This window comes from Streptomyces sp. NPDC034099 (assembly GCF_055575415.1).
The window spans coordinates 358,394-384,314 of sequence record NZ_JBVISR010000002.1; the positions used below are offsets into that span (position 1 = coordinate 358,394).

General features: G+C 72.1%; 19 protein-coding genes and 2 tRNA genes. 6 read left to right on the forward strand and 15 right to left on the reverse strand.

The genetic code is table 11. The annotated features are described in order from the left end of the window. Positions 1–474: 474 nt before the first annotated feature. Both ACZ56V_RS06675 and ACZ56V_RS06680 read left to right on the forward strand, forming a co-directional pair. The gene (locus ACZ56V_RS06675; protein WP_398910950.1) at positions 475–1,740 is read left to right on the forward strand and encodes a cytochrome b/b6 domain-containing protein; all 1,266 of its coding nucleotides are present in this window, start codon (positions 475–477) and stop codon (positions 1,738–1,740) included. Then, complete coding sequence (locus ACZ56V_RS06680) at positions 1,737–3,347, forward strand: NADH-ubiquinone oxidoreductase-F iron-sulfur binding region domain-containing protein (protein ID WP_356359798.1); 1,611 nt, start codon at positions 1,737–1,739, stop codon at positions 3,345–3,347. The genes ACZ56V_RS06675 and ACZ56V_RS06680 overlap by 4 nt, the downstream gene beginning before the upstream one ends. A gap of 43 nt (positions 3,348–3,390) precedes the next feature. Here the strand turns inward: ACZ56V_RS06680 and ACZ56V_RS06685 are convergent. From ACZ56V_RS06685 to ACZ56V_RS06725, 9 genes are all read right to left on the reverse strand, one after another. Further along, positions 3,391–3,463 (reverse strand) — tRNA-Ala (locus ACZ56V_RS06685). Positions 3,464–3,588: 125 nt separating this feature from the next. Further along, positions 3,589–3,822 carry a hypothetical protein gene (locus tag ACZ56V_RS06690; protein ID WP_003976229.1) on the reverse strand — a complete coding sequence of 78 codons (234 nt, stop codon included), beginning with the start codon at positions 3,820–3,822 and terminating at the stop codon, positions 3,589–3,591. A gap of 379 nt (positions 3,823–4,201) precedes the next feature. Continuing rightward, positions 4,202–4,274, reverse strand: a tRNA-Ala gene (locus ACZ56V_RS06695). A 108-nt stretch (positions 4,275–4,382) separates the two neighbouring features. Then, positions 4,383–5,054, reverse strand: coding sequence for a histidine phosphatase family protein (locus tag ACZ56V_RS06700; RefSeq protein WP_398910948.1), 672 nt, complete (start codon positions 5,052–5,054; stop codon positions 4,383–4,385). Further along, positions 5,051–5,497: a ribosome silencing factor gene (gene rsfS / locus ACZ56V_RS06705; protein WP_398910946.1), complete on the reverse strand. Its 447-nt coding sequence runs from the start codon at positions 5,495–5,497 to the stop codon at positions 5,051–5,053. The genes ACZ56V_RS06700 and rsfS overlap by 4 nt, the downstream gene beginning before the upstream one ends. A 93-nt stretch (positions 5,498–5,590) precedes the next feature. Further along, the gene (locus ACZ56V_RS06710; protein ID WP_468939847.1) at positions 5,591–7,378 is read right to left on the reverse strand and encodes a LytR C-terminal domain-containing protein; all 1,788 of its coding nucleotides are present in this window, start codon (positions 7,376–7,378) and stop codon (positions 5,591–5,593) included. Between the two features lie 16 nt (positions 7,379–7,394). Next, positions 7,395–8,099 (reverse strand): nicotinate-nucleotide adenylyltransferase, encoded by a 705-nt coding sequence (nadD, locus tag ACZ56V_RS06715; protein WP_127895218.1) that lies wholly within the window; start codon positions 8,097–8,099, stop codon positions 7,395–7,397. A 59-nt stretch (positions 8,100–8,158) separates the two neighbouring features. Next, positions 8,159–8,326, reverse strand: coding sequence for a hypothetical protein (locus ACZ56V_RS06720; protein WP_003976223.1), 168 nt, complete (start codon positions 8,324–8,326; stop codon positions 8,159–8,161). Between the two features lie 142 nt (positions 8,327–8,468). Then, entirely contained in the window at positions 8,469–8,630 is a 162-nt protein-coding gene (locus ACZ56V_RS06725; protein ID WP_052838172.1) for a hypothetical protein, read from the reverse strand. A 141-nt stretch (positions 8,631–8,771) separates the two neighbouring features. On the opposite strand from ACZ56V_RS06725, the gene ACZ56V_RS06730 reads away from it, so the two are divergent. After that, positions 8,772–9,941: a M48 family metallopeptidase gene (locus ACZ56V_RS06730; protein ID WP_468940455.1), complete on the forward strand. Its 1,170-nt coding sequence runs from the start codon at positions 8,772–8,774 to the stop codon at positions 9,939–9,941. A gap of 13 nt (positions 9,942–9,954) precedes the next feature. Here the strand turns inward: ACZ56V_RS06730 and ACZ56V_RS06735 are convergent, their stop codons facing one another. The 5 genes from ACZ56V_RS06735 to proB form a co-directional block, all read right to left on the reverse strand. Next, on the reverse strand, positions 9,955–11,025 hold the full coding sequence (locus ACZ56V_RS06735; RefSeq protein WP_468939851.1) for an SCO2583 family membrane protein: 1,071 nt from the start codon (positions 11,023–11,025) through the stop codon (positions 9,955–9,957). An 85-nt stretch (positions 11,026–11,110) separates the two neighbouring features. After that, positions 11,111–11,680, reverse strand: coding sequence for an SCO2584 family spore wall biosynthesis protein (locus ACZ56V_RS06740; protein WP_398910940.1), 570 nt, complete (start codon positions 11,678–11,680; stop codon positions 11,111–11,113). Positions 11,681–11,801: 121 nt separating this feature from the next. After that, a complete protein-coding gene (locus ACZ56V_RS06745; RefSeq protein WP_398910938.1) occupies positions 11,802–13,088 on the reverse strand; it encodes a glutamate-5-semialdehyde dehydrogenase in 1,287 nt (428 codons plus the stop codon). 73 nt (positions 13,089–13,161) lie between these two features. Then, positions 13,162–13,674 (reverse strand): hypothetical protein, encoded by a 513-nt coding sequence (locus tag ACZ56V_RS06750; protein WP_398910936.1) that lies wholly within the window; start codon positions 13,672–13,674, stop codon positions 13,162–13,164. A gap of 135 nt (positions 13,675–13,809) precedes the next feature. Then, positions 13,810–14,913: a glutamate 5-kinase gene (gene proB / locus ACZ56V_RS06755; protein WP_356359787.1), complete on the reverse strand. Its 1,104-nt coding sequence runs from the start codon at positions 14,911–14,913 to the stop codon at positions 13,810–13,812. A 243-nt stretch (positions 14,914–15,156) separates the two neighbouring features. Between proB and ACZ56V_RS06760 the strand changes: the two genes are divergently transcribed. The 3 genes from ACZ56V_RS06760 (at position 15,157) to ACZ56V_RS06770 (ending at position 23,722) form a co-directional block, all read left to right on the forward strand. After that, positions 15,157–17,319 (forward strand): hypothetical protein, encoded by a 2,163-nt coding sequence (locus tag ACZ56V_RS06760; protein ID WP_468939857.1) that lies wholly within the window; start codon positions 15,157–15,159, stop codon positions 17,317–17,319. Between the two features lie 584 nt (positions 17,320–17,903). Then, positions 17,904–20,135 carry a bifunctional glycosyltransferase/CDP-glycerol:glycerophosphate glycerophosphotransferase gene (locus ACZ56V_RS06765; RefSeq protein WP_467378032.1) on the forward strand — a complete coding sequence of 744 codons (2,232 nt, stop codon included), beginning with the start codon at positions 17,904–17,906 and terminating at the stop codon, positions 20,133–20,135. A gap of 23 nt (positions 20,136–20,158) precedes the next feature. Next, positions 20,159–23,722, forward strand: coding sequence for a bifunctional glycosyltransferase/CDP-glycerol:glycerophosphate glycerophosphotransferase (locus ACZ56V_RS06770; RefSeq protein WP_468939861.1), 3,564 nt, complete (start codon positions 20,159–20,161; stop codon positions 23,720–23,722). A gap of 79 nt (positions 23,723–23,801) precedes the next feature. Here the strand turns inward: ACZ56V_RS06770 and ACZ56V_RS06775 are convergent, their stop codons facing one another. Continuing rightward, positions 23,802–25,844, reverse strand: coding sequence for a glycosyltransferase family 4 protein (locus ACZ56V_RS06775; protein WP_467378034.1), 2,043 nt, complete (start codon positions 25,842–25,844; stop codon positions 23,802–23,804). Between the last annotated feature and the right edge of the window lie 77 nt (positions 25,845–25,921).

Genomic DNA, 25,921 nt, shown 5'->3' on the forward strand with positions numbered 1-25,921 from the left:
TGCCGGGAAATGAAAAATCCCCTCGCACAGGAGGGGACGCCGCGCCGATTCCGGCCACCGGACTACGACCGGGGTCGGGACTGATCAGCGCGGCTCGCTAAGCAGAAGGCGTACGGCACGCATGGCGTCAGGGTACCGCAGTCGTCGAGCGGGTCGCGAGGGGCTTCCGGCCGACGTGCGGCCGACCGGAATCCGGGGCCCGCGAACCGGAAACCGGAGGCAAACCTGAACCAAGGTCAAAGGTTACTTCGCGTAACGACCGCTAAGGGACACCAGCACGAGCGCGCTGTCATTTGATAACAACGCAATAACTCAAACCTCCTACCCACGGGTATGGCGCCACTTAGAGTGCGGCAGCGGGACCGCTTTCCCGAACCGCTCCGGAGTTGCCCCCATGAACCCTCCCCCGATCCACCCCCGCGACACCAGCTCGCCGCCTCCCGTCACGTCCCTGACGTGCGGAGGTCCGTCGTCATGACGAACGACAGCACGGTGGACGACACCTTCGCCCAGTTCCTGAACTTCGGCGCCGGCGTCCTCTCCCTCGTCTTCCTCAGCTGCTCGGTGATCTGGGGTCTGCTCGCCCAGGACCGGATCGTCCTCGACACCCGGCAGCGGATCCTGGCCCAGGCGGTGCACCGGACCACCGCGGTCGCCTCGGTCGTCTTCCTGCTGGTGCACATCGTGGTCAAGCTGGTCCTGGACCACACCACCTGGGTCGCCGCGGTCCTCCCGTTCGGGCTCCTGGCCACGGACGACGAGGAGTTCGGCGGCCGCGCCGTCCTCATCGGCTTCGGCACCCTGGCCAGCATGCTCATGATCTTCGTGGGGGTCACCGGGGCCCTGCGCAACCGCTTCGCCTCCCCGGCCCCCGTGGCGGCCCGCTGGCGGGCCATGCACATGCTGGCCTACCCGGCGTGGTGCCTCGCCCTGCTGCACGGCCTCTACGCGGGTCGCGCGGCGAAGCCGGTCTTCGTGGTGCTGTACGCGCTGTCCGTGGTCGGCGTCATGGCGGCCCTGGCGCTGCGCGCGGCGCCCCGTCCGGTCAAGCGCAGGGTCGCCGACCGGATCGCCGGCCTCCTCGGGACCGGGGAGCGGCCCGTCCGAGAGGAGCAGGCGGAGAGCCGGCCGAGGGACACCGCGGCCCTGCCGGGCCACGAGCGCGCCGGAGCGTCGTCCGCGCGCGGCGCGTCCCCGTCCGCCCCGCTGTACGAACCCGCGGAGCGCGTCACTCCCCCGGAGCCCGCGAGCGGCTTCGCGGCGGCCTACCGCGCCGTGTCCGCTCCCTCGGGCACGCGCCGGCCGCCGCTGACGGCCGACCCGGCCGTGTCCGCCCAGCTGCCGCCGGACCCGCGGCCCACCGAGGCGATGCCGCTCGCGGACGGCGGCGGCAGCACCTCGGGCAGCTGGCCCGTACCGTCGCCGCCCCCGGTCGGCGAGGCGCCCCCGTCGGTCTACGACCCGCTCAACGACACGGGACACACCATCCCGGTCTACGGCAGCACGGACGCGGCGGACTACTCCGCGCGGTACTCCGCTCCCCCCGCCTCGGGCTACGGCTCGAGTGACGTGTACGACACCCGTGAGACGAACGCGGTCTACGACACGTACTACCCCAGCGACACGTACAACAGCGGTCCCGCCCCTGAACCAACCCCCGGTGTGCCGTCGCCGTCCCACGACTTCGACGCACCGGGTTCCGGTGAACCTTGGAACACGCCTTCCGGAGGCTTGAATTGAACGAGGCCCTGCCCGACGTCCCCGAGGTCCGCGTGGTCGGGCTTCCCCAGCTCACGTCGGGCTTCGACCTTGTCGAGCGCCTGGATCTGCCGATGCACCTCAAGGTGCACGGTCCGCTCGAACCGATGGGCGGGGAGCAGCTCGCGCAGCTCTCCGAACGCATCGGCCTGAAGGGCCGCGGCGGCGCGGGCTTCCCCTTCCACAAGAAGCTGCGCTCGGTCGCCGAGGCGGCGATCAAGCGCGGCGTACGCCCGGTCGTGGTCGTCAACGGCAGTGAGGACGAGCCGGCCTGCCGCAAGGACACGGTGCTGATCAACCGTGCCCCGCACCTGATCCTGGACGGCGCGCTGCTGTGCGCCGAGGCGATGGGCGCCCGCACGCTGGTCATCGGGGTCACCCGCGAGTCCACCCAGCGCTCCATGGAGGCCGCCCTCGCCGAACGCGGGCTGAGCAACGGCCGCCGGTCCGCCCTCCGCGCGCGCGTGCAGCGCAATCCGGTGCGCATGGTCACCGGCGCGGCGGCCTCGCTGATCCGCTCCATCGACGGCGGCCCGGCGATCCCGCCCGGCCGCAAGGTGAGCGCGTCCAGGAGCGGCGTCGGCGGCGCGCCGACCCTGCTGTCCAACGCCGAGACCTTCGCCCAGCTGGCGATCGCCGCCCGCATCGGCCCGGAGCGCTACGGCAACACCGGCCTGTACGACGAGCCGGGCACCGTGATGCTCACGGTCTCCGGCGCGGTGGCCCGCCCCATGGTGATCGAGGTCCCGACGGGCGTGCCACTGCGCTACGTCCTCCAGCTGGCCGGCGCCCCGCCGGTGCCGCAGGGCGTGCTGACCGGCGGCTACCACGGCAAGTGGATCGACGCGGCGACCGTCGACGAGGCGATCGTCTCCCGCAACTCGCTGCAGCAGGTGGGCGGCTCGCTCGGCGCGGGCGCGATCCTGCCGATCAGTCAGGACACCTGCGCGCTGGGGGAGTCGCTGCGGGTGGCGCAGTGGCTGGCCGAGGAGAGCGCCGGCCAGTGCGGGCCCTGTTACCTGGGCCTGCCGGCCGCCGCGCGGGGCCTGGAGGACATCCTGAACGGCGGCGGTCCGGCCGCCCTGGAGGCGGTCAAGCAGGTCGCGAAGAACGTGAAGCGGCGCGGCGCCTGCTCGCACCCCGACGGCTCGGCGATGTTCCTGGAGTCGACCGTCAAGGCGTTCACGGACGACCTGGCCGCCCATGTCCTCGGCAACGGCTGCGGCCGGCCCGTGGAGGGCGTCCTGCCGCTCTTCGAGGGGGGCAGGACCCCGACCGGCGTCCCCGGCGGCGGTGAGGAGAACGGCCCCAGCCGCCAGAAGATCTACGTCGACTGGACGCTGTGCCGCGGGCACGGGCTGTGCGCGGACATCCTCCCGGAGGTCTTCCAGCTCGGCGCCGACGGCTTCCCGACCGTCGCGCAGGCCGAGGTGCCGCGTTTCGCGGAGGCCAAGGCGGTGCGTGCGGTGCGCCGCTGCCCGGCGCTGGCACTGCGCATCGAGGAGGACACCCGCGGGCAGGCGCCGTCCCCGCGCGGCAACCTGCCGGTGCTGTCCCAGGGCCGCGGCCGCCGGGCGCTCGGCCGCTGAGGAACGAACAAACCCCCCGGATACGATCCGGGGGGTTTCTCTGTGGAGCTAAGGAGAATTGAACTCCTGACCTCCTGCATGCCATGCAGGCGCTCTACCAACTGAGCTATAGCCCCTTGCTGTCTGCCGCCCGGTCTCCCCGGCGGCGACGCCAACATTACACGGTCCACCGGGGACAACACCAAATCGTTTCCGCTTCGCCCGCTTTGCCCTCTTGCGGGCCCTCCCGCCGTCAGGTCCGTCAGGCCGTCACGAACGAGTAGAAGCGTTTGAGCGTGCAGTGCTCCTCCAGGAGCCGGCCGTAGATCGGCTCACCCTCGAGTTCGCGGTACGTCTCGATGGGGTCGCCTTTTATGATCAGCGCCCGCGCGCATTCCTCGCACCAGTACTGGTAGTCGGGGTTGACGGGTTCCATGTCGCGCACGATGGGCGTACCGCTGCCGCACCAGTCGCACTTCCGCCTGTGTGCACCCATCGATCAGCTCCAGCTGTGGCCGCAGGCCGTGCACACGTAAGAGATTCCGCCGTTGTCGCCGAGGACTTGGGCCACATGACCGGAACCGCAGGAAGGGCAGCTGAGACGGGTGACCGTGTTCCGTGCCACCGCTCCGCCGAGGAGGTGACCGACCTCCTCGAGGATGCTCCCAGGCATCGCCACTCCCTCCCGTCGGGCCGCGGTCCCCTTCCGGCCGTTTGATTCTGCCACGGCCGGGCCGACCCGGTCAGCGACGCCTCAGTACCGGTCCGGACACGGCGTCCCACCGACGTATACGCCTGTGGGACGCCTGTTGCTCAAGCGGACGCAGACGAAAAATCCCGTCCCCCCGAAGGGGACGGGATTCGTCCGTGGGCTGTGGAGCTAAGGAGAATTGAACTCCTGACCTCCTGCATGCCATGCAGGCGCTCTACCAACTGAGCTATAGCCCCTGGTGCCACGCGACCGGGGCCGCATGGTCCTCCACTTCGTCCGCTCCGCTCGGCGGGGCGAACAAGAAGAACTTTAGCCTGCGACCTGCCGGAAAGTGAAATCGCGGTTCAGACGTCGTCGCCGATCACCGGTTCCGGCAGCGTGCCCGCGTTGTGCTCCAGCAGGCGCCAGCCGCGGGCGCCCTCGCCGAGGACCGACCAGCAGCAGTTGGTCAGGCCGCCGAGGCTCTCCCAGCTGTGCGGCTCCAGGCCCAGCAGGCGGCCGATGGTGGTGCGGATCGTGCCGCCGTGGCTGACCACGACGAGGGTGCCGTCCTCGGGGAGCTTCTCGGCGTGCCGGAGCACCACGGGGGCGGCGCGGTCGGCCACCTCGGTCTCCAGCTCGCCACCGCCCCGGCGCACGGGCTCGCCGCGCTTCCAGGCCGCGTACTCGTCGCCGTGCCGGGCGATGATCTCCTCGTGGGTCAGGCCCTGCCAGACGCCGGCGTAGGTCTCCCGCAGGCCCTCCTCCAGGGTCACCTCGAGGCCGGTGAGCACGGACAGCTCGGCGGCCGTGTCCGCGGCGCGCGCGAGGTCGGAGGCGACGATCGCGTCGGGCCGCATGTGCACGAGCAGCCCGGCCGCGCGGCGGGCCTGGGCGACGCCGGTCTCGGTCAGCTCGACGTCCGTGCTGCCCTGGAAGCGGCGCTCCACGTTCCACGCGGTCTGGCCGTGCCGCCAGAGGATGACGCGGCGGCCGCGGCCCGGCCTGCCCGCCGTCACCTCTCCGGTGGCGCTCATCGCCAGTCCTCGTCGGTGCGCGTCGCCTCCTCGGCGGCCTGGAGCTTCGCGTGCTCCTCCGCCTTGCCGCGGGTCTCCTTGGCGTCTGCGGGCAGCTCCAGCTCGGGGCAGTCCTTCCACAGCCGCTCCAGGGCGTAGAAGACGCGCTCCTCGCTGTGCTGGACGTGGACGACGATGTCGACGTAGTCGAGCAGGACCCAGCGGGCCTCGCGGTCGCCCTCGCGGCGCACCGGCTTGGCGCCGAGCTGCTTGTTCAGCCGCTCCTCGATCTCGTCGACGATCGACTTGACCTGGCGGTCGTTGGGCGCGGAGGCCAGCAGGAAGGCATCCGTGATCGACAGCACGTCGCTGACGTCGTAGGCGATGATGTCGTGCGCGAGCTTGTCGGCCGCCGCCTGGGCGGCGGCGTTGATGAGTTCGATGGAGCGGTCGGTCGCGGTCACTGCCTGGCTTTCGGGTCGGCGGTCGGTTGACCTCAAGGGTCTCACGACCGCCGACACCGGCCCACGCGACGAGCGCCCGCCGGCCGCGTGCCCCTACGACGCCGGCTTGTAGTCCTGGCCGAGCACCACCGAGACCCGCGCGTTCGCGGAGACCTTCCCCTGGGACACGGCGTCGGCGGGCAGGCCCAGGGTCTTGGCGACCTGGACGGCGTTCTCCTTGTCGGCGGCCTGCGCGTAGACGACCTCCGACGTGGCCTCGGTGCCGGAGGCGGTGCCGCCCGACACGAAGGTGAAGCCGCCGTTGACGAGGACGACGCGGGCCTTGCCGGTGCGGTCCTCCTCGCCGGTGGCGTTGCGGACGGAGACGCTGACGGCCGCGTCCTTGTCGGGGCTCTTGGCGGTGCCGCCGAGGACGTCCTTGACGACGCTGTCACTGGCCTCGGCGCTGAGCCCGCCGCCGTCCTGGACGGGCAGCAGCGCGGTCTTGAAGTCACCGCCCTTGGCCCGGTCGGAGAGCCCGGCGAGGAAGGTGCCGAGGTCCTTCTCGGTCAGCGGCGGGTCGAGGATCATCCCCATGGTCTGGACGGTGGTCGTCGCGGCCTGCGGGTCGGAGGACAGCTTGCGCAGCACCCCCTGCATGACCTGCCCGAACCGCTGCAGCTGGGCGTTCGCGTCCTCGCCCTTGGCGCTGTAGGTGGCGTAGGCGACGGCCATCTTGCCGCTGAGGGTCTGGCCCTCGCCCTTGTGCACGAGGGTCGCGGCGCCCTTGCCCTTGGACTCCGGGTCGGGGACGTCGGCGTCGGTGTCGACGTCGATGTTGCCGACCAGGTCGACGAGGATCTGGAGGTAGGGCGTGTCCAGCCGCCAGGTGCCCTCGATGTCGGTTCCGAGGGCGGAGTCGAGGGCGGTGCGGGTCGCGTCGGGACCCTCGTCGTCGACGGACTTGGCGAGCGAGGTGGTGCTGCCGTCGTCGCCGGTCAGGGCGAGCGCGTTGGGCACCAGCACGGCGGTGCCCTGCTTGGTGGTGGTGTTGTTCACGAGCAGCGCGGTGGAGGTGCCGCCGCCCTTGGTGTCGTGCAGGTGGACGGCGATCACGTCGCGCTTCTGGGCGCCCGCCGTCGTCGCGGCGCCGGTCTTGTCGTCGGAGGAGGACAGTCCGGGCAGCTTTCCGGCGTACCAGAGGTAGCCGACGCCGCCGACCGCGACCAGCGCCAGGACGACGACCAGGGCGACGACGCGCGAGCGGGCGCGCCGCCGGGCCTCCTCGCGGCGCTCGGTGCGGTTCTCCGTGAACTTCATCCAGTCGATGACGTCCTCGGAGTCGCCGGTCGGCTCCTCGACGAAGGCGAACTGCTCGGTGCGGTAGTCCCCGCCGGGTTCGGCGGCCTCGCGGTGGTCCGTGCGCTCCCGCTCCTCGGGCGGGCCGGCCTGCTGCGGGATGTGGGCGGTCTGCTCGGCGACCCGGGGCTGCGGCCCGCTGGTCGCGGCCTGCCCGTACGGGTCGTACGGCGGCTGCGGGGCCGGGGCGCCCCCGTGCGGGCCGGAGGGGTGGCCGCCGTAGCCGCCGTAGTCGGGCGCGGGCGGCTGGGCCGGCTGCTGACCGGTGTCGTAGCCGCCCTGGGAGCCGTAGGGGTCGTAGGGCTGCTGGACGGGCTGCTGGGTGCCCGTGGCGTACGGGTCGTAGCCGTAGCCCTGCTGCCCGTACTGCTGCTGCGTGTACGGGTCGTACTGCTGCTGGTGGCCGGGCTGGGCGTGGCCCTGTCCCTGCGCCTGCCCCTGCCCCTGCCCCTGGGCCTGGCGGTACACGGGGCGGCCGTACTCGTCGTAGCCGACGAGTTCGTACTGGTCGTCGCCGTGTCCCGCGTCGTGTCCGTCGTTCACCGGTGCCCCTCTCGGCTCACTCGCCGCGGTACAGGTGGCGTTTGTCGATATAGCGCACGACTCCGTCGGGCACCAGGTACCAGACGGGATCGCCCTTGGCGACTCTCGCACGGCAGTCCGTGGAGGAGATGGCGAGGGCGGGCACCTCGACGAGCGAGACACCGCCCTTGGGGAGTCCGGCGTCCGTGAGGGTGTGGCCGGGCCGGGTGACGCCGATGAAGTGGGCGAGGGAGAACAGTTCCTCGCTGTCGCGCCAGGTGAGGATCTGGGCGAGGGCGTCGGCCCCGGTGATGAAGAACAGGTCCGCGTCCGGGTTGAGGGCGCGCAGGTCGCGCAGGGTGTCGACGGTGTAGGTGGGGCCGCCGCGGTCGATGTCGATGCGGCTGACGGAGAACTGCGGGTTCTCGACGGTCGCGACGACCGTCATCAGATAGCGGTCCTCGGCCGCGGAGACCGCGCGGTGGCTCTTCTGCCACGGCTGCCCGGTGGGTACGAACACCACCTCGTCGAGCTGGAACTGCGCGGCGACCTCGCTGGCGGCCACGAGGTGGCCGTGGTGGATCGGGTCGAAGGTGCCGCCCATGACGCCCAGGCGTCGCTTGCCCGGCGACGGGCCGTCGCCCGGACCGTTGACCGGGCCGGTGGCGCGGGCGGGCACCGCGTTCTGCGTGCCGCGCGCCGGCGCGTGCGCCGGGCCGGTAGGCGTGTCGTGCTCTCCCATGCGAGCAGACCCTACCGGCCCGCCCGGAGCGACCCGGTCGCGCCCACCGGGCCGCGGGCTCAGCGGTCGCGGTTGAACCGGGTGGTGATCCACAGCAGGAGCAGCAGGATGACGAACGCGCCGATGCCGGTGACGTAAGGGCTGAGGCTCTCGTGGTTGCCGCCGTGCTCCTCGCCGCCCTCGGCGGCGAGGGTGACGAACTGGGCGGCGCTGAGGGGAAGGCTCATCTTCGGCAGGACCTATCCGGTGTGGGCGGGACTGGACGTCCGCTCATCGTATGCGGGCGCCCCGCGGGCGATCACGCCGACTCCGCCGTTGGGGACGGGCCACGACCGGGTGCGGCGGGTCCGGGGGAACCTTCGGATCTCCTCAGTCGTCCTTCTGCTTGTACCCCCGCAGCAGGAACCACGCGGTCAGCACACAGCCCACCACCATGACGATCAGGACGATCCGGAGCAGATTCCCCGGCCCCTGCTGCCCGGCGGCGGTCGCGGCCCCGGCGAGCCAGTCGGGGTGGGGGATGTGCTGCATGGTGTGGACTCCTTAGACGTACTGCCCGTCCACGGTATCTCCGCCTAGGCTGGGCCCGGCTCGGGGGGCGCAAAGGGCCGCACAAGGGTTCGCAAAAACCATACGTACGTCCAGGTCACACATACGCGCATGGGGGAAGAGATGTCCGACGGCCACCACAACGGTCACGAGCACGTGCCGAGCAGGCAGCGCAGGCGCTTCCCCGGCATCTCCTCGCGTGCGTACGAGCATCCGGCCGACCGCAGCGCCCTGGTGGCGCTGCGCAAGCTGAGCGGCTTCGACACGGTCTTCAAGGCGCTCAGCGGCCTGCTTCCCGAGCGGAGCCTCCGGCTGCTGTTCCTGTCCGACTCGGTGCGCGTCTCGGACCGGCAGTTCGCCCATCTGAACGTCATGCTGCGCGACGCCTGCTACATCCTGGACCTGGAGAAGGTCCCGCCGATGTACGTCAACCAGGACCCGACGCCGAACGCGATGTGCATCGGCCTGGACGAGCCGATCATCGTCGTCACCACGGGCCTGGTCGAGCTGCTCGACGAGGAGGAGATGCGGGCGGTCGTCGGGCACGAGGTGGGACACGCCCTGTCCGGGCACGCGGTCTACCGCACCATCCTGCTCTTCCTGACCTCCCTCGCCGTCCGGGTCGCCTGGATCCCGCTGGGGAACGTGGCGATCATGGCGATCGTGACCGCGCTGCGCGAGTGGTTCCGCAAGTCGGAGCTGTCCGCCGACCGCGCGGGACTGCTGGTCGGCCAGGACCCGCAGGCGTCCATGCGGGGCCTGATGAAGATCGCGGGCGGCAACCACCTGCACGAGATGAACGTGGACGCGTTCCTGGAGCAGGCCGAGGAGTACGAGGCGGGCGGCGACCTGCGCGACTCGGTGTTGAAGATCCTGAACGTGCTGCCCCGCTCGCACCCGTTCACCACGGTGCGGGCCGCCGAGCTGAAGAAGTGGGTGGCCTCCCGGGACTACCAGCGGATCATGGACGGCCACTACCCGCGGCGCGACGAGGACAAGGACGCCTCGGTGCGGGACTCCTTCCGGGAGTCGGCGTCCCACTACGCCACGCATGTGCGCAGCTCCAAGGACCCGCTGATGAAGCTGGTCAACGACATCGCGGGCGGCGCCGGTGACCTCGGTGACCGGATGCGCCGGGGCTTCGGCGGCTTCACGGGCTCCCAGCCGAGGCCGTCCGAGGACGGGGGCGGGCCGGCGGACGGACCCGGTTCCGACACGCCCGGCGAGGGGCCCGGGGGCACCGGTGGCGGCCCGGAGTCTCCGCGGGACGGCTCACCGCGCGACGGCGCCTGACCTTCCGCCCCGCTCAGACCTTCGGCTGGGCGCTCGTCGCGAGGCTCCCGCACAGGGCCGTGGCGTTGTCCGACGTGTACGGGTCGGTGCCGGCCGGGACGCCGGCCCCGGCCCGCCGGCCGGCCAGCAGCGGGCGGAGGTGGTTCGCCGAGTCGTCGGCGCAGGACAGCGGTCCGGCCTGGACGTAGGAGGCGACGAGCCGGGTCTGGTGCAGCCGCAGGTCGTCCCGGTCGAAGCGGAAGCGCAGCTCGCGCCGGACGGTGAACAGCGACGCCTCGGCCCGGGCGTCGTCGGCCGGCCGCAGCGCGTACACCATGGTGTGGTCGGCGGTGACCTCCAGCGTGGACCCGTCGCTCTCCACGGCGCGCAGGCTGCCGTCCACCCGGATCGCGGGGTCGGCCAGCTCGGCCCGGGCCGGGTCGAAGCGGATCAGCCATCCGGTGGGGGCGTGCCGGCCGTCCGGGGCGGGTTTCTCGAAGCTCTCGTCGAACTGGTGGAGCTGGTCCGGGTCCAGCAGCACCCGCACCGGGCGGACGTCTCCGCCGCCGAGCACGTCCGGGTCGAGCGCCGAGCGGACGATGTAGTTCTTGGCGGTGGTGAGCGCGTTGAACACCTGGTCCTCGGAGAAGTGCGCCGTGCGCCGGGCCCCCGGCATCGGGATGCCCTGGGCCGCGGTCCTGAAGTGCGCGGCGGGGCTGTGCGCGTACAGGAACGCGGTGTCGTCGGCGCCGGGCACCCGGTCCCGGGGGGCGAGCGGGACGACGGTCATCCGCACCGGCTCGGCGGCCCGCTGCCCGGAGGCGCTCTGGTAGGGGTGCCGTACACCCATGTAGATGGCGGTGCCGAAGGCGACGGCGATCAGCAGGACGAGGATCAGCGCCTGCCGGGACAGTCCGGCCCGGCGCAGGGGCGGCCGGCGGCGCACGGCGGGCGCGTGGTCGGTGATGCGCTCCTGGGCGGAGAACTCCTGAAGCCGGGCAGCGCGCACGAACGATTCGTCGAAGACGACGGATCGGTACTCGTCCTCTCCGCCTCCGGTACCGCCCTCGGGCGTCCCTCCGGGCGGACCGCCAAGCCCTGCCATACCTTCAGAGTGAGTCTGCGGAAGGTCGCGTAAACGCTCTGCCACAGGTCAAGTTGGGACAGCTTGGCGCCGCCCCTGGGGCAGGTCAGGGACTGCGCGGAAGCACCGAGACGGCGGGCTGGGAGTAGTCGGCGGAGGTCGAGGGGGTCGCGGTGCCGCCCTGTTCCGGGCCGGTGGAGGCGGGGGGCGGCACCTGCTGCGGGCCGCCGCCCGAGGACGCGCCCCGGTAGACGGCCACGAAGGCCAGCGCGACCATGCCGATGCCCATCGCGAGGGCGAGCAGCCAGGCGACGGGGCGGTGCCAGCGCACCTGCTTGCCGTAGGCCGCGGGAGCGCCGTACGGGCGGTCGAGGAGGTCGCGGTCGTCGTCCGGGTCGTCGAGGTCGGGATCATGGCCGAAATCGCCGTACCCGTCGTCGTAGCGCTCGGCTCTGCTGCGGCCGCGGCGGGCCGCTTCCGCCTCGGTGGCCTCGGCTCGGGCCTGCGCGGCGGCCAGGAGGCGTTCGACGGCGGTGGGCTCGTGCACCGCGGCCGCCCGTACGAAGGCCTCGTCGAAGACCACGGAGGCGAACTCTTCGTCCGACACCCCGCGGTCGTGGTCGTCGTCGGGCTCCCTGCCGTCCGGGAACGGCGTGCCCCCCACGTCCTCCGGCACGGCTCCAGAGTAGACCTGGGGGGTCGTTTTGGGCAGACGGCGGGGAAATTCATCCGGTGGGTGAGATGCCCCGATCGGTGCTCCGCGGGGCGCCCGACGTGTCTCCGGGGCGCGCCCGCCGTCAGCGCCGTACGTGCCCGTCGCCGGTGACGATGTACTTCGTGCTGGTCAGCTCCGGCAGCCCCATGGGGCCGCGGGCGTGCAGCTTCTGCGTGGAGATGCCGATCTCGGCGCCGAAGCCGAACTGGCCGCCGTCGGTGAAGCGGGTGGAGGTGTTCACCGCGACGGTGGTGGAGTCGACCAGTTGGGTGAAGCGCCGGGCGGCCTGCTGCGAGGTGGTGACGATGGCCTCGGTGTGACCGGAGGTCCACAGCCGGATGTGCTCGACGGCCCGGTCCAGGGAGTCGACGACGGCCGCCGCGATGTCGTACGACAGGTACTCGGTCTCCCAGTCCTCGGGCGTCGCCTCGACGACGGTCGCGCCGGAGTCCTTGGCATACGCCATGACCCGCTCGTCGGCGTGCACGGTGACCCCGGCCCCGGCGAGCGCGGCCAGCGCGCGGGGCAGGAAGTCGGCGGCGATGTCCTGGTGGACCAGGAGGGTCTCGGCGGCGTTGCAGACGCTGACGCGCTGGGCCTTGGAGTTGATCAGGATGTCGACGGCCATGTCGAGGTCGGCCTGGGCGTCGACGTAGACGTGGCAGTTGCCGGTGCCGGTCTCGATGACGGGGACGGAGGACTCCTGGACGACCGTGTTGATCAGAGAGGCGCCGCCGCGCGGGATGAGCACGTCGACCAGGCCGCGGGCCCGCATCAGCTCGCGCACGCTCTCACGGCTCTCACCGGGCACCAGCTGCACGGCGTCGGCGGGCAGCCCGGCCCCGCCCACGGCGTCCCGGACCACCCGGACCAGGGCGGTGTTCGACTGGTAGGCCGAGGACGAGCCGCGCAGCAGGACCGCGTTGCCGGACTTCAGGCACAGGGCGGCGGCGTCGACCGTGACGTTGGGCCGGCCCTCGTAGATGATGCCGACCACGCCGAGCGGCACCCGGACCTGGCGCAGGTCGATGCCGTTGGGAAGGGTGGAGCCCCGCACGACCTCGCCGACCGGGTCGGGCAGCGCGACGACGTCGCGCACGTCGGAGGCGATGGCGCGGACCCGCTCCGGGGTCAGGGTGAGACGGTCGATGATGGCCTCGCTGGTCCCGGCGGCGCGGGCCTTGGCCACGTCCTGGGCGTTGGCCTCGACGATCTCGCTCGTGCGGACCTCCAGCGCGTCCGCGACGGCGAGCAGCGCGTCGTCCTTGGCCGCCCGCGGCAGCGGCGCGAGGTCGGCCGCGGCGGACTTGGCCCGGTAGGCGGCCCGGGTGACGGGTGACATCGAGTCGTACGGCGAGAGCGTGGTCATGGGGGGAAGGGTAGTGCGCGTGCTCCGGGCGGCCACCCGCCGTCCCATCCCGCGAGATACGCCGAGGGACGGGTCAAAACGGGTGGACACCGACGGGTGTCGCCGGGGCGGGCCCGTACCCCGCGGCGATGCGCTGGTGGTAGGTGGCCCGGTCGATGACCTCCAGGCCGACGATCTCCCAGGGCGGCAGCCCCGCGGTCTGCCGGTGCTCGCCCCACAGGCGCAGGGCGACGGCGGCGGCGTCGTGCAGGTCGCGGGCCTCCTCCCAGTACCGGATCTCCGCGTGGTCGTCGGCGTAGCGGCTGGTCAGTAGGAAGGGGTGGTCGTGCGCGAGCTGTTCGAGCGCCCGGCGCACCTCGGTGAGCGGGGCGCGGGAGCCGGAGACGCTGAGGGTGACGTGCCACAGGCGCGGGGTGTGCTCGGGCTCCTCGCCGTGGAAGCGGTCCCCGGCCGCGACGCTGGTCAGGGCGCGCTCCTCGCCGCCCGCGCGGTTCGCGCCCCGGGCGCCGCCGGAGCGCGCGCCCGCGCCACCGCGGGAGGCGGTACCACCGCGGGGCGCCGCCGTCCCAGGGCGTACTCCGCTCACGACGGCCTCCTTCACGCACACGGCTCGGCCCGGTGGTCGGCCGGACTTGTCCCTGAGGAAAGTTGAGCAGGCCGCGCGGGCTCGCGGGGCGGTTTTGCGGAACGTCCACCACCGATTCGGGGACGTTTCGACCCATTACGGGTGCAGGATCACCAGATCGTCCCTGTGTACGACCTCACGTTCGTACGCGGGTCCGAGTTCGCGCGCCAGTTCCCGGGTGGAGCGGCCGATCAGCCGGGGCATCTCCTTGGCGTCGAAGTTGACCACTCCCCGGGCCACCGCCCGGCCGGTGCCGTCCCGCAGCTCGACGGGGTCGCCCGCGGCGAACTCGCCCTCGACGCCCGCGATCCCGGCCGGCAGCAGCGATTTGCGACCCTCGACGACCGCCCGTACCGCCCCGTCGTCGAGGACGAGCGCCCCCCGCGGGGTGGAGGCGTGCTGGAGCCACAGCAGCCGGTCGGCGGAGCGCCTGCCGGTGGCGTGGAAGTAGGTGCCGGTGTCGCCGCCGGTGAGGGCGTCGGCCGCGTGCACCGCGCTGGTCAGCACCACGGGGATGCCGGCGGCGGCGGCGATCCGGGCCGCCTCGACCTTGGTGACCATGCCGCCGGTGCCGACCCCGGCCTTGCCCGCGCTGCCGATGTCGACGCCCGCGAGGTCGGCCATGTCCCGCACCTCTGCCAGCCGCGAGGTGCCGGGCCTGCTCGGGTCGCCGTCGTAGACGCCGTCCACGTCGGACAGCAGCACCAGCAGGTCGGCGCGGACCAGGTGGGCGACGAGGGCGGCGAGGCGGTCGTTGTCGCCGAAGCGGATCTCGTCGGTGGCGACGGTGTCGTTCTCGTTGACGATCGGGAAGGCGCCCATCGCCAGCAGCTTGTCCAGGGTGCGCGAGGCGTTGCGGTGGTGGGCGCGGCGGCTCATGTCGTCGCTGGTCAGCAGCACCTGGCCGACACGGACGCCGTAGCGGGCGAAGGAGGCGGTGTAGCGGGCGACCAGCAGCCCCTGGCCGACGCTGGCGGCGGCCTGCTGACGGGCCAGGTCCGTCGGGCGGCGGCGCAGGCCCAGCGGGGCGAGCCCCGCGGCGATGGCGCCGGAGGAGACGAGGACGATCTCCTTGTCGGTCCCGCACACCTTGGCCAGCACGTCGACGAGCGCGTCGACCCGGTCGGCGTCCAGACCTCCCGCGGCGGTGGTCAGCGAGGAGGAACCGACCTTGACGACGATCCTGCGGGCCTCGCCCACGGCCTGCCTTGCCGCCGGCCCCGTTCCCGGCCTTGCCCCTGCCACGGCCCCGTCCGCCTCTCCCGTCGACACGCGCCGATCCCTGCGCTCGCCAGGCAATCTACGCGAAGGCGAACACGCGCCGCACCGGAGTTCACGCTGCGGACGGCGGGCCCGGAGCCCGCCGGGTCCGCGCCGCGTCAAGGCCCGGCGTCAACACGCGCGTGTCGTCGGGCGGTCACCGGGCGTTAACCCGGTTGTCCGATGCGTGACGAGCCTGGAGCGACCGCAGTGCCCCTACCCCTGCCCCGCCGCCGTCTGCCCCGGCCCTCCCGGCGGCCCCGTGGTCCCCGCTTCCGCCTGCCCGGGCGGCGGACCGCCGTGAAGCTGCTGGTCCTGGGTGTGCTGGCGGCGGCCTTCGCCGCCCAGGCCCTCGGCGCGCTGCTGCCGCACGTGCCGCTGCTGCTCGCGGCGAGCGTCGCCTCGCTGGCCGCCGAGGGGGCGCTGTACCGGTGGCAGCGGGGCATGGTGTCGCTGTTCGCCAAGTCGCACGCCGATGTCACCGTCCGGCACGTGCTGCGCGACCTGCTGCTCGTGGTGGGCCTGCTGCGCCTGGGCGAACAGCACCGGGAGGGGGCGTACGCGCCGCTCGTCGCCGGGCTGCTCGTCTTCTATGCGGCGCACTGGGCGATCCAGGCGGCGTCCGTCCTGGTCCGGCGTACCCGGACGCCGCCCGTGGTGACCCGGAACATCGACGCCTCCGCGCTGCGGCTGACCCCGGCGCCCCCGGTGCTGCTGCGCCGCCCCGGGCACCGGCTGGCGGCCTTCGGGCTGCCCGCGACGGCCGGGCTGCTGGCGACGGCGGCGACCGACGCGCCGGTGTACGGGGCGGCCGGGCTCGCGCTGTCCCTGGCGCTGGCGCTGACGGGTCTGGGCGCGCTGCTGCTGCGGCTGCTGCCGGGGCGCCGGCCCGCGGGCGAGCAGGAGGTGCTCGACTGGTTCGAGGCGTGGCTGACCCGGTACCGGCCGACGGTCGGCCTGTACTTCTCGGGCGGGGCGTCCTCGGCGTACCAGGCGAACATGTGGCTGGAGCCGCTGGCGCGGCTGGACGAGCGGCCGGTGATCGTGCTGCGGGAGCGGCACATGGTGCAGCGGATCGCGGCGACGGACATCCCGGTCGTGTGCCTGCCGAAGGTGTCGACGCTGATGCGCCTGGAGCACTCGACGCTCCGGGTCCTCCTCCACCCCTCCAACTCCGGGAAGACGTCACAGGTCCTGCGCATCCCGACCATCAAGCACGCCTTCGTCAACCACGGGGAGAGCGACAAGCTGTCCTCGTGCAACCCATACGCGAAGGCGTACGACGAGGTGTGGGTGGCGGGTCCGGCGGCGCGCGAGCGGTACGCGCTGGCGGAGGTCGGCGTCGAGGACAAGGACGTGGTGGAGATCGGCCGCCCGCAGCTGGACGCCGTACGGCCGTACGCGGGGCCGCCCGCGCCCGGGGCGTTCACGACCGTCCTATACGCGCCGACCTGGGAGGGCTGGGACGGCAACCCGGGCAACACCTCGGTGGTCGAGGCCGGGGAGCACCTGGTGCGGGCGCTGCTCGCGGACCCGGGCGTACGGCTGCTGTACAAGCCGCACCCGCTGACGGGGTCGGTGGACCCGCGGGCCCGGGCCGCCGACCTGCGCATCCGCGAGCTGGTGCGGGCGGCGAACCGGGAGCGGGGCGGGCCCCGGCCGGGCGCGTCGGCGGCCACCGCCCTGGCCCGGCGGACGGCGGAGCTGGACCGGCTCACCGCGGCCGGTTTCCGGTCGGCGGCGGACCAGGCGGAGCGGATGCTGCGGCAGCCCGCGCCGCCGCCCGGGCGGGCCGAGGCCGTGCGGCGGGCGGCCATCGCGTGGGAGGAGGCGTACTGGGCGTCGCTGCCCGCGTGGGAGCACCAGGTCGTCACGGAGGTCCGGCCGTCGCTCTACGCCTGTTTCAACCGCGCCGACCTGCTGATCAGCGACGTGTCGAGTGTGATCAGCGACTTCCTGGCGAGCGGCAAGCCGTACGCGGTCGCCAACACCAGCACGCTGGCCGAGGACGTGTTCCGCAAGTCGTTCCCGACCGTGGCGGCGGCGACCGTGCTGGCGCCGGACGCGTCCGGGGTGCCCGCGCTCCTCCAGGCGGTGCGCCGGCCGGAGCGGGACGAACTCGCCGGGGAGCGCGCCGCGTTGGCCCGGCGTCTGCTGGGTCCGGCCGAGCCGCCGTCCCAGGAGCGCTTCGCCGGTGCGGTACGGGACCTGTGCGCGGCGGCGGGGCGGCACCGGGCCAGGATGGCGGAGCGGCTCGCCGCGGAGCTTCCCTTCCCCGGCCCGCGCCGCGAACCCGCCCGGCCGTCCGCCCCCTCCGCGGCCCCGGAATCGCGCGGCCACGTCTGAGCCCCGTTCCCGGGCCGTGGTGTGCGCCACGCCTGTCACAGCATGGTCACGAATCACGCCCTCCGGGAGGGGCGGTCCAGCACGCCGCCGGCACCGGCCCGGGCAGGCGGCCGGTGCCGCGCGCGAACAGGTCGCGCGCAGGGCGCGCCCGCTTCGTCGTGCCCGCCCCCTTCGCCGCCCCGGGCGGCGTCCGCGCCCCGCACCCCCGCGCTAGTCGGCGCCGCCCGTGACCAGCCAGCTCGCCTCCGTTCCGTACGGGCGCGCGTCAGCGGGTGCGGCCCTTCCATGAGCCAGGTGAATCGAGTCGGGCACATGGGGCGGAAACCGACGCAAGTCGGTAAAGAGGACAGGGGGTCCGAATGTGAGGAAGTTCTCCAGCCGCTTCCCCGCGGCCCTTTCGGGCGGCCGGTCCGGCCATTTCCCGCTGTGGCGGGGCGCACGGTGTCCGGCTACCGTGCCCGCGGAAACTCCGCGTGAATCCTTTACGCTGATGCGGCGGCGCGCTCCAGGCCCGAGCGGTGCCCGGAGCGCGTTCCGGTCCCAGCCCGCGGTCCCGTGGTCAGTTCTCGGAACAGGTTGTAAGGATGCCCAAGCTCTCTCTCGTTGTCCCCGTGTACAAGGTGCAGGGCTATCTGCCCGAGTGCCTTGACTCCATACTCGGGCAGGACTGCACGGACTTCGAGATCATCGCGGTCGACGACTGCTCGCCGGACGGGTCAGGGGCCATTCTCGACGAGTACGCGAAACGGGACACCCGGATTCATGTGATTCACCTCACGGAAAACGTGGGCCTGGGACGCGCGCGCAACGCCGGACTCGAAAAGGCCACCGGCGATTACGTGTTGTTCCTGGACAGTGACGACACGTTGTCCGACGGCGCCCTTTCGGCCATCCGGGACCGGCTCGAGGCCACCGGCGACCCCGAGATCCTGATCTTCGACTACGCGCGTACCTACTGGGACGGCCGCGTCCGCCCGAACCTGCGGGCCGACCTGCTGAAGGAGGAGGGGCCGGACACCTTCTCCCTCGCCGAGCGCCCCCAGTTGCTCGACCTGCTCCAGATCGTGTGGAACAAGGCCTACCGGCGCGACTTCGTCACCCGGACCGGACTCACCTTCCCGCCCGGGTACTACGAGGACGCCCCCTGGACGTTCTGCTCCCTGATCAGCACCGAGCGGATCGCCGTGCTCGACCGGGTCTGCGTGCACTACCGGCAGCGGCGCGAGGGCGGCAACATCCTCAAGACGGTCAGCCGCAAGCACTTCGACGTCTTCGACCAGTACCAGCGGGTCTTCGACTACCTCGACGCGCACGAGGAACTCACCAAGTGGCGCGGCCCGTTGTTCCGCAAGATGGTCGACCACTACCTGACCATCCTGGAGCGTCCCGGCCGCCTGCCGCAGGACGCGCGCGCGGAGTTCTTCCACCGGGCCTCGGCCGACTACCGCGCCCGGGTGCCGAAGGGCTTCACCCGCCCCGGCGGCGGCCGCGGCCACAAGTACGGGATGCTGGAGCGCGACGCCTACACGACCATGGTGAGCGCCCTGACGGCGGTGAAGTTCCGCCAGCGGGTCAGGACCCGCACCCGCACCGCACTCAACCGCTCCAAGCGCGGTGCGATGGGCGCCTTCTACCAGTCGCAGCTCAGGCTGCCGCTGGACGACAACCTGGTGCTGTTCTCCGCCTACTGGAGCCGCAGCGTCTCCTGCAACCCCGCCGCCATCGACGCCGAACTGGCCCGGCTGGCCCCGCACATGCGCCGGGTCTGGGCGGTCCGCGCGGACAACGCGGACCAGGTGCCGAAGGGCGTGAAGGTCGTCCGCGTGGGCTCCCGCGACTACTGGGCGGCCCTGGCCCGCGCCAAGTACCTCGTGAACAACGTGAATTTCGCGGACTCCGTGGTCAAGCGCGAGGGCCAGATCCACGTGCAGACCCACCACGGCACACCGCTGAAGACGATGGGCCTGGACCAGCAGAAGTACCCGGCCTCCACCGACATGGACTTCGAGAAGCTCCTGGAGCGGTGCGACCGCTGGGACTACAGCATCAGCGCCAACCAGTTCTCGACCGTGATCTGGGAGCGGGTCTACCCCTGCTCGTACACCACGCTGGAGACCGGCTACCCGCGCAACGACGTCCTCGTCAACGCCACGTCCGAGGACGTGCGCGCGGCCCGCGCCGCGCTCGGACTGGCCGACGGCACCAAGGCGTTCCTGTACATGCCGACGCACCGCGAGTACCAGCCGGGCTTCACCCCGCCCCTGGACCTGGGCAGGTTCGCCCGCGAACTCGGGCCCGACGTGACCCTGCTGGTGCGCGGCCACTACTTCTACGGCAACTCCCCGCACGTCAACGAACTGCGCCGCACCGGCCGCATCGTCGACGTCTCCGGGCACGCCCGGGTGGAGGAGCTGTACCTCGCGGCCGACGCCCTGATCACGGACTACTCCTCGGCGATGTTCGACTACGCCGTCCTCGACCGCCCCATCATCAGCTACGTCCCCGACTGGGACGTCTACTCGGCGGTGCGCGGCACCTACTTCGACCTGCTCCAGGAACCGCCCGGCGCGGTGGCCACCACGCAGACGGAGCTCCTGCGGCTGCTCACCTCCGGCGCGTACGACAGCCAGGAGACGACCGAGCGCCGGGACACCTTCCGCCGGCGTTTCTGCGAATTCGACGACGGACACGCAGCCGAACGGGTGGTGCGGCGCGTCTTCCTCGGTGAAGAGAGCCTGCCGCCCATCGTCCCGTTCGACGAACGCCACCACGCCCCGACCCCCGCCCAGGCGCTCGAACTGGTCGAGCGGGCCTGACCCCGAAAGGAGATCACCAAGCCATGGCCCCTCGGCTCAGTGTCATCGTCCCCATCTACGACGTGGAGCGTTACCTCCCCGCCTGTCTGGACTCGCTCGCGGCACAGACCTTCCGTGACTTCGAGGTCCTGATGGTGGACGACGGTTCACCCGACGGCTCCGCCGCCATCGCCGAGGAGTACGCCTCCCGCGACCCGCGCTTCAAGCTCATACGCAAGGAGAACGGCGGCCTGGGCGCGGCCCGCAACACGGGCATGACCCACCTGGCGCCCGAGTCCGAGTTCCTGACCTTCGTCGACAGCGACGACCTGATCCCGCCGGACGCCTACCGGCTGATGGTCGGCAGCCTCGACGAGAGCGGCTCGGACTTCGCGACCGGCAACGTCTACCACCTCAAGGGCGAGAAGTCCTGGCAGGTGCCGCTGATGCGGATGCTGGCCGGAGAGGCCCGGCTGGGCACCCACATATCCCGCTACGCCAAGCTCGTCGCCGACCGCATCGCCTGCAACAAGGTCTTCCGGCGCACCTTCTGGGAGAAGCACGGCTTCGCCTTCCCCGAGGGCCGGCTGTACGAGGACACCCCGGTCACCATGCGGGCCCACTACCTGGCCGAGAGCGTCGATGTCATCTCGGAGCCCTGCTACTACTGGCGGCTGCGCGAGGGCGAGTCCGCCCCGTCGATCACCCAGCGGCGCACCGACCCGGCGGGCGTGCGCGACCGGGTCACCTCCGTGATGGAGATCAGCGCCTTCCTCGCCGAGCAGCCCGGCGAGACCTACGCCCGCCTCAAGCGCGAGTACGACACCCGTGTCCTCCGCGACGACCTGCGGCTCTTTCTCAACGTGGTGCCGGACGGCGACGAGGAGTACCGGGCCGAGTTCCTGCGTTCGGCGAACCGCTTCCTCGACAGCATCGACCCCAAGGTCGTCATGGACCTCCCGGCCGAGCTGCGCGTGCAGTGGCTGCTGGTGCGCAAGCACCAGATGGAGGAGCTGATCGCCCTGCTGGCCGGCCAGCGCCGCCGGGAGACCCCCGAGGTCAGCGGCCTGGTCCGCAAGTACGCCTCCTTCCCGTCCCTGGAGGGTGCGGATCTGCACCTGCCCAAGGGGGCGCTGCGCATCGACCAGCACCTGAACATGCGTGCCCCGCTGCAGGAGGTGAGCTGGTCCGGCGGCAAGCTCGTGCTGTCCGGCAACGCCTGGATCGACAAGATCGACCTGCCCACGCGCAAGGCCTCGGTCAAGGTGCTCCAGCTGCGCAAGGACCGCTCCCGCCGCCGCATCCTGCTGCCGGCCCGCAATCTGCCGCGCCCCGAGGTCACCACCGACTCCGGCCAGGACCGCTACAACTACGAGTGGGCCGGCTGGGAGGTCACCATCGACCCCACCCGGCTCCGCAAGGGCGGCGAGTGGCAGGAGGCCGTGTGGCACGTGGGCCTGGGCATCTTCGCCTCCGGCCTGGTGCGGCGCCACGCGGTCCACTCCAGCGGCGGCGCGGCCTGCAACTTCCCGCCGTACCACTGGCTGAGCCCGGACTTCCGGATGCTGCCCGCCGTGGAGCGCGGGGCGCTGAAGCTGCGGATCGAGAAGGTCCGCGCCCTGATCACCGGCCGCACCCTTCAGGGCGACCGGATCAGGGTCACCGGTGAGATCCGCGAGCCCCTGGCGGCGGACGAGCAGGTGGTTCTGCGGGTCAAGAACCAGAAGGGCGCCGAGACCCTCGAGTACCCCGTCACCGTGGAGAGCACGGGCTCCGGGCAGTCCTTCTCCGTCGAGGTGCCGATCGCGGACGTGGCGCTGATCTTCCACGAGGGCGTCGACGAGAAGGCTCAGCCGGAGAAGCGGACCTGGTCCACGGTGCTGGTCGCGACCGGCCCGACGGGCACGGAGCGCCGCTTCGGCACCGTGATGCAGGAGGGCCTGAGCGACGCCGAGTTCGCGCTGCCGGTCTCCCTCGGCACCCAGTCGCACCTGGTGGAGCTGGCCGTCGTGGCGGGCCACACCGGGTTCCTGAAGTTCTCCGGCCGCACCCGCCGCGCCGTGATCGACACCGCCACGGTGCGCGACGGCAAGATCGCCCTCACCGGGCACGCCGACCCGCGGCTGTCCGGCTCCCGCTTCCTGCTCAAGCCGCGCAACCGCTACGAGGAGCGCTTCGTCGAGACCCGGTGGCTCGACGGCGGACGCTTCGAGGTGTCCTTCGATCCCTCCCGCCTCGGCGGCGCGGGCGACGTCCCGCTGCGGGCCGGCCGCTGGAACCTCTTCCTGCGGCCCGACGAGGAGGGCGCGCCCGACGTCCCCTTCGTGACCGACCGCCTGGCCGCGGACTCGTTCCCGGTCCAGGCCGAACTGAACGGCCGCCGCTACTGGCTGGAGAACCGCTGGGGCGACTTCCCGCAGCTGAACGCCCGTTCCGAGCTGAGCGACCTGGAGCGCGGGCCGTACCGCCAGAGGGAGCTGCGCCGCACCGTCTACGAGCCGCTGTTCCAGCAGCCGCTCAAGGACCAGGTCTTCTACCTGAGCTACAACGGCAAGCAGTTCTCGGACAGCCCGCGCGCGATGTACGAGGAGCTGGTGCGGCGCGGCTCGGACCTGAAGCACCTGTGGGCCGTCCGTGACGGCCAGGTCAACCTGCCGGACGGGGTCGAGAAGATCCGCATGTGGGGCAAGGAGTGGTACGAGGCGCTGGCCTCCAGCCGCTACATCGTCACCAACGGCCACCTTCCCGACTGGATCGTGCGCCGCCCCGGCCAGTCGATCGTGCAGACCTGGCACGGCACGATGCTGAAGAAGATCGGGCACGACATCGACACCCTGCACTTCGACCGGCGCTACCAGGAGAAGCTGGCGCTGGAAGCCAAGCAGTGGAGCCTGCTGGTGTCCTCCAACCGCTTCAGCACGCCGATCCTGAAGCGGGCGTTCTCCTACGACGGTGAGATCCAGGAGGCGGGCTACCCCCGCAACGACTACCTGTACTCCGCCGACCGGGACGCCATCACGGAGCGGGTGAAGAAGGCGCTCGGCCTGCCCGAGGGCAAGAAGGTCGTCCTGTACGCGCCGACCTGGCGCGACGACCAGTCGCACAGCGCCGGGCAGTACCTGTTCGACCTGCGCATCGACCTCGAGGACGCCCAGCGCCGCCTCGGCGACGACCACGTGCTGCTGATCCGCCGCCACTCCAACGTGGTGGACGCGGTGCCGGGCGCGGGCAACGGGTTCGTGTGGGACGCCTCGGAGTACCCGGACATCGTCGACCTCTACATCGCGGCGGACATCATGATCACGGACTATTCGTCGGTGATGTTCGACTACGCGCACCTGAAGCGCCCGATGCTGTTCTTCACGTACGACCTGGAGCACTACCGGGACACGCTGCGCGGGTTCTACTTCGACTTCGAGCAGGACTCCCCCGGTCCGCTGATCGACAACTCCAAGGAACTGGTCGACGCGATCCGGGACATCGACCAGGTGCGGGCGGAGTACCAGGAGCGGTTCGACCGCTTCCACCACCTGTTCTGCGACCTGGACGACGGCAACGCCTCCGCGCGGGTCGTCGACCGGATGATCGAGCAGGCGCGGGAGGGCTGACCCGCTGCCGCCAGGGCAAAGGGGCGGGGCCCGGAGGATCGTGATCCTCCGGGCCCCGCCCCTTTCGTCTCCGGTCGGCTCAGAGCCGCACGGTCTTCACCGCGAGCTGGCAGGCGGCCGTGAAGTAGGGCCGCAGCTCGGTGCGCCGGCGGGTGGGCGGCAGCGGGGCGGGCGTCTGGCCCAGCGCCCGGCGGGACTTGCGCACCGCGCGGGTCAGCACGGTCGGCCCGGCGGCCACGGCCTCGCTGATCACCGGGCGGGGGAAGGTGAACACGTTGATCGGCTGGAGCACGTCGGTGCCCAGCTTGGCCAGCGGCACCCGGGGCGCGTCGGGCGCGGCGCGCAGCGACAGGTCCCAGATGACTTCCTTCTCCTCGTCGTCCTCGCCGTGCTCGCGCACCAGGGTGGCGCAGTCCAGGTCCACGGCCACCCAGCCGTCGCCCTCGTCGCGCAGCGGGAAGGTCAGCACCCGCTCCTTGTCCCGGCGGTGCACGGCCTCCACCACGGCGCCCGCGGCGACCCGCGCGCCCCACAGTTCGGCGCGTACGGCGATGGTCCGCTCGTCGACCCTGACCGGGCCGACCTCGGCGTGCACGTCACGCAGCGCGCTGCGCAGCCGCAGCCCGCCGTCCTCGTGCAGGTGCGGCAGCAGCAGCGCCAGGGACGGCCCCTGCGTGCGCGGCAGTGCCACGGCGAGCAGGTCCCGGGTGTCGCAGCCGTAGCCGTCGGTGGTGAGCGCCACCTCGCGCTCGCCCTCGCGGGTGGCCAGGGTCAGCTCCCAGGTGCCGTGCGGCACCCCGGCGTCCCAGGGCACGACGGCGTCGCCCTCGGCGGAGAACGGGAAGCGGTGCTCCTCGCCGCCGGCGCCGCCCTTGCGCAGGACCAGGTCGGCCTGCCCGGCGCTCGGCGGCAGCGTGCCGACCGCGACGTGGACCGAGCCCTCCCGGTCCACCCGGGCCGTGGCGTGGCGGGGCAGCTCCTTGCGGGCGAAGGCCTCCTCGAGGATGGCCTCGAAGCGTTCGCGGCTGGCCCGCTCGTGGAAGCGCTCGGCGTTGCGGATGCCGGCGGCGGCCATCTTCAGGCGCAGTTCGTCGTCCTGGACCAGGCGCCGGATCGCCTCGGCCATCGCCTCCACGTCGCCGCGCGGGACGATCAGCCCGTCCTCGCCGTCGGTGAGGATGTTGCGCGGCCCGTGGTCGGCGTCCGTGGCGACGACGGGCAGCCCGGCCGCCATCGCCTCGACGAGGACGTTGCCGAACGCCTCCCGCTTGGAGGGCAGGACGAAGATCGAGGCCTTGCCGAACTCCGGGGTGACGGGCGAGGTCTGGCCCATCAGCAGGATGCTGTTGGACAGCCCCAGTTCCTCGATGCGGGCCCGCAGCTTCTTCTTCTCGGCGCCGTGGCCGTAGATGCGCAGGGTCCAGTCCGGTGCGACGGCGTGGACCTTGGCGAAGGCCTCGATCAGCAGGGCGTGGTTCTTGTTGTCCGTCAGGTGACCGGCGGAGACCACGACCTTGTTGGTGCCGCTGGAGCGGATCGTGGAGGCGGGCACGCAGTTGGGCATCACCGCCAGGCGGTTGCGCACCGCGGGGACCTGCCGGGCGAGCGAGGCGACCTCCTCCGGGGTGAGCGCCGTGAGGGCGTCCAGGTGCCGGTAGGCCGGGAAGAGGCGCTGCTTGATGTCCGTGGCGTAGATGGCGGGCATCGAGTGCTCCTGGGTGACCTTCAGGAAATCACCCGGTGCCTGCGCCAGCATGATCGTGTTGCGCGGGCTGGAGCTGACCACGACGTCGGCGTCGGTGGTGGCGAAGTACTCCAGCAGCCGCAGCTCCGCGAGCCGGCTCACCACCGGCGTCTTGGCACCGGCGTTGAGCGGGTAGATCAGCGGGAACTTGTCGGACAGCGGGTTGTCCACGTCGGACACCGGGGAGTGCGGCCGCATGTCGGTGAGCGCCCGGACCTTGACCCGCGGGTCCAGCGGGAAGTACGACTCGTCGCGCACCTTGCGCAGCGCCACGATCTCGACGTCGTGCCGCTCGGCCAGTGCCCCGGCGAGGTTCTGCGTGGCGCTGACCACGCCCCCCATGTGGCACAGGTCCCGAACGAGGAATGCGATCTTCACTTTGCGGCTTCTCTCTGCTCCCGGGAGCGGCTGGTCAGGCCGTTCCCCCGCCCCTGGCCACGCGGGTGGCCACATCC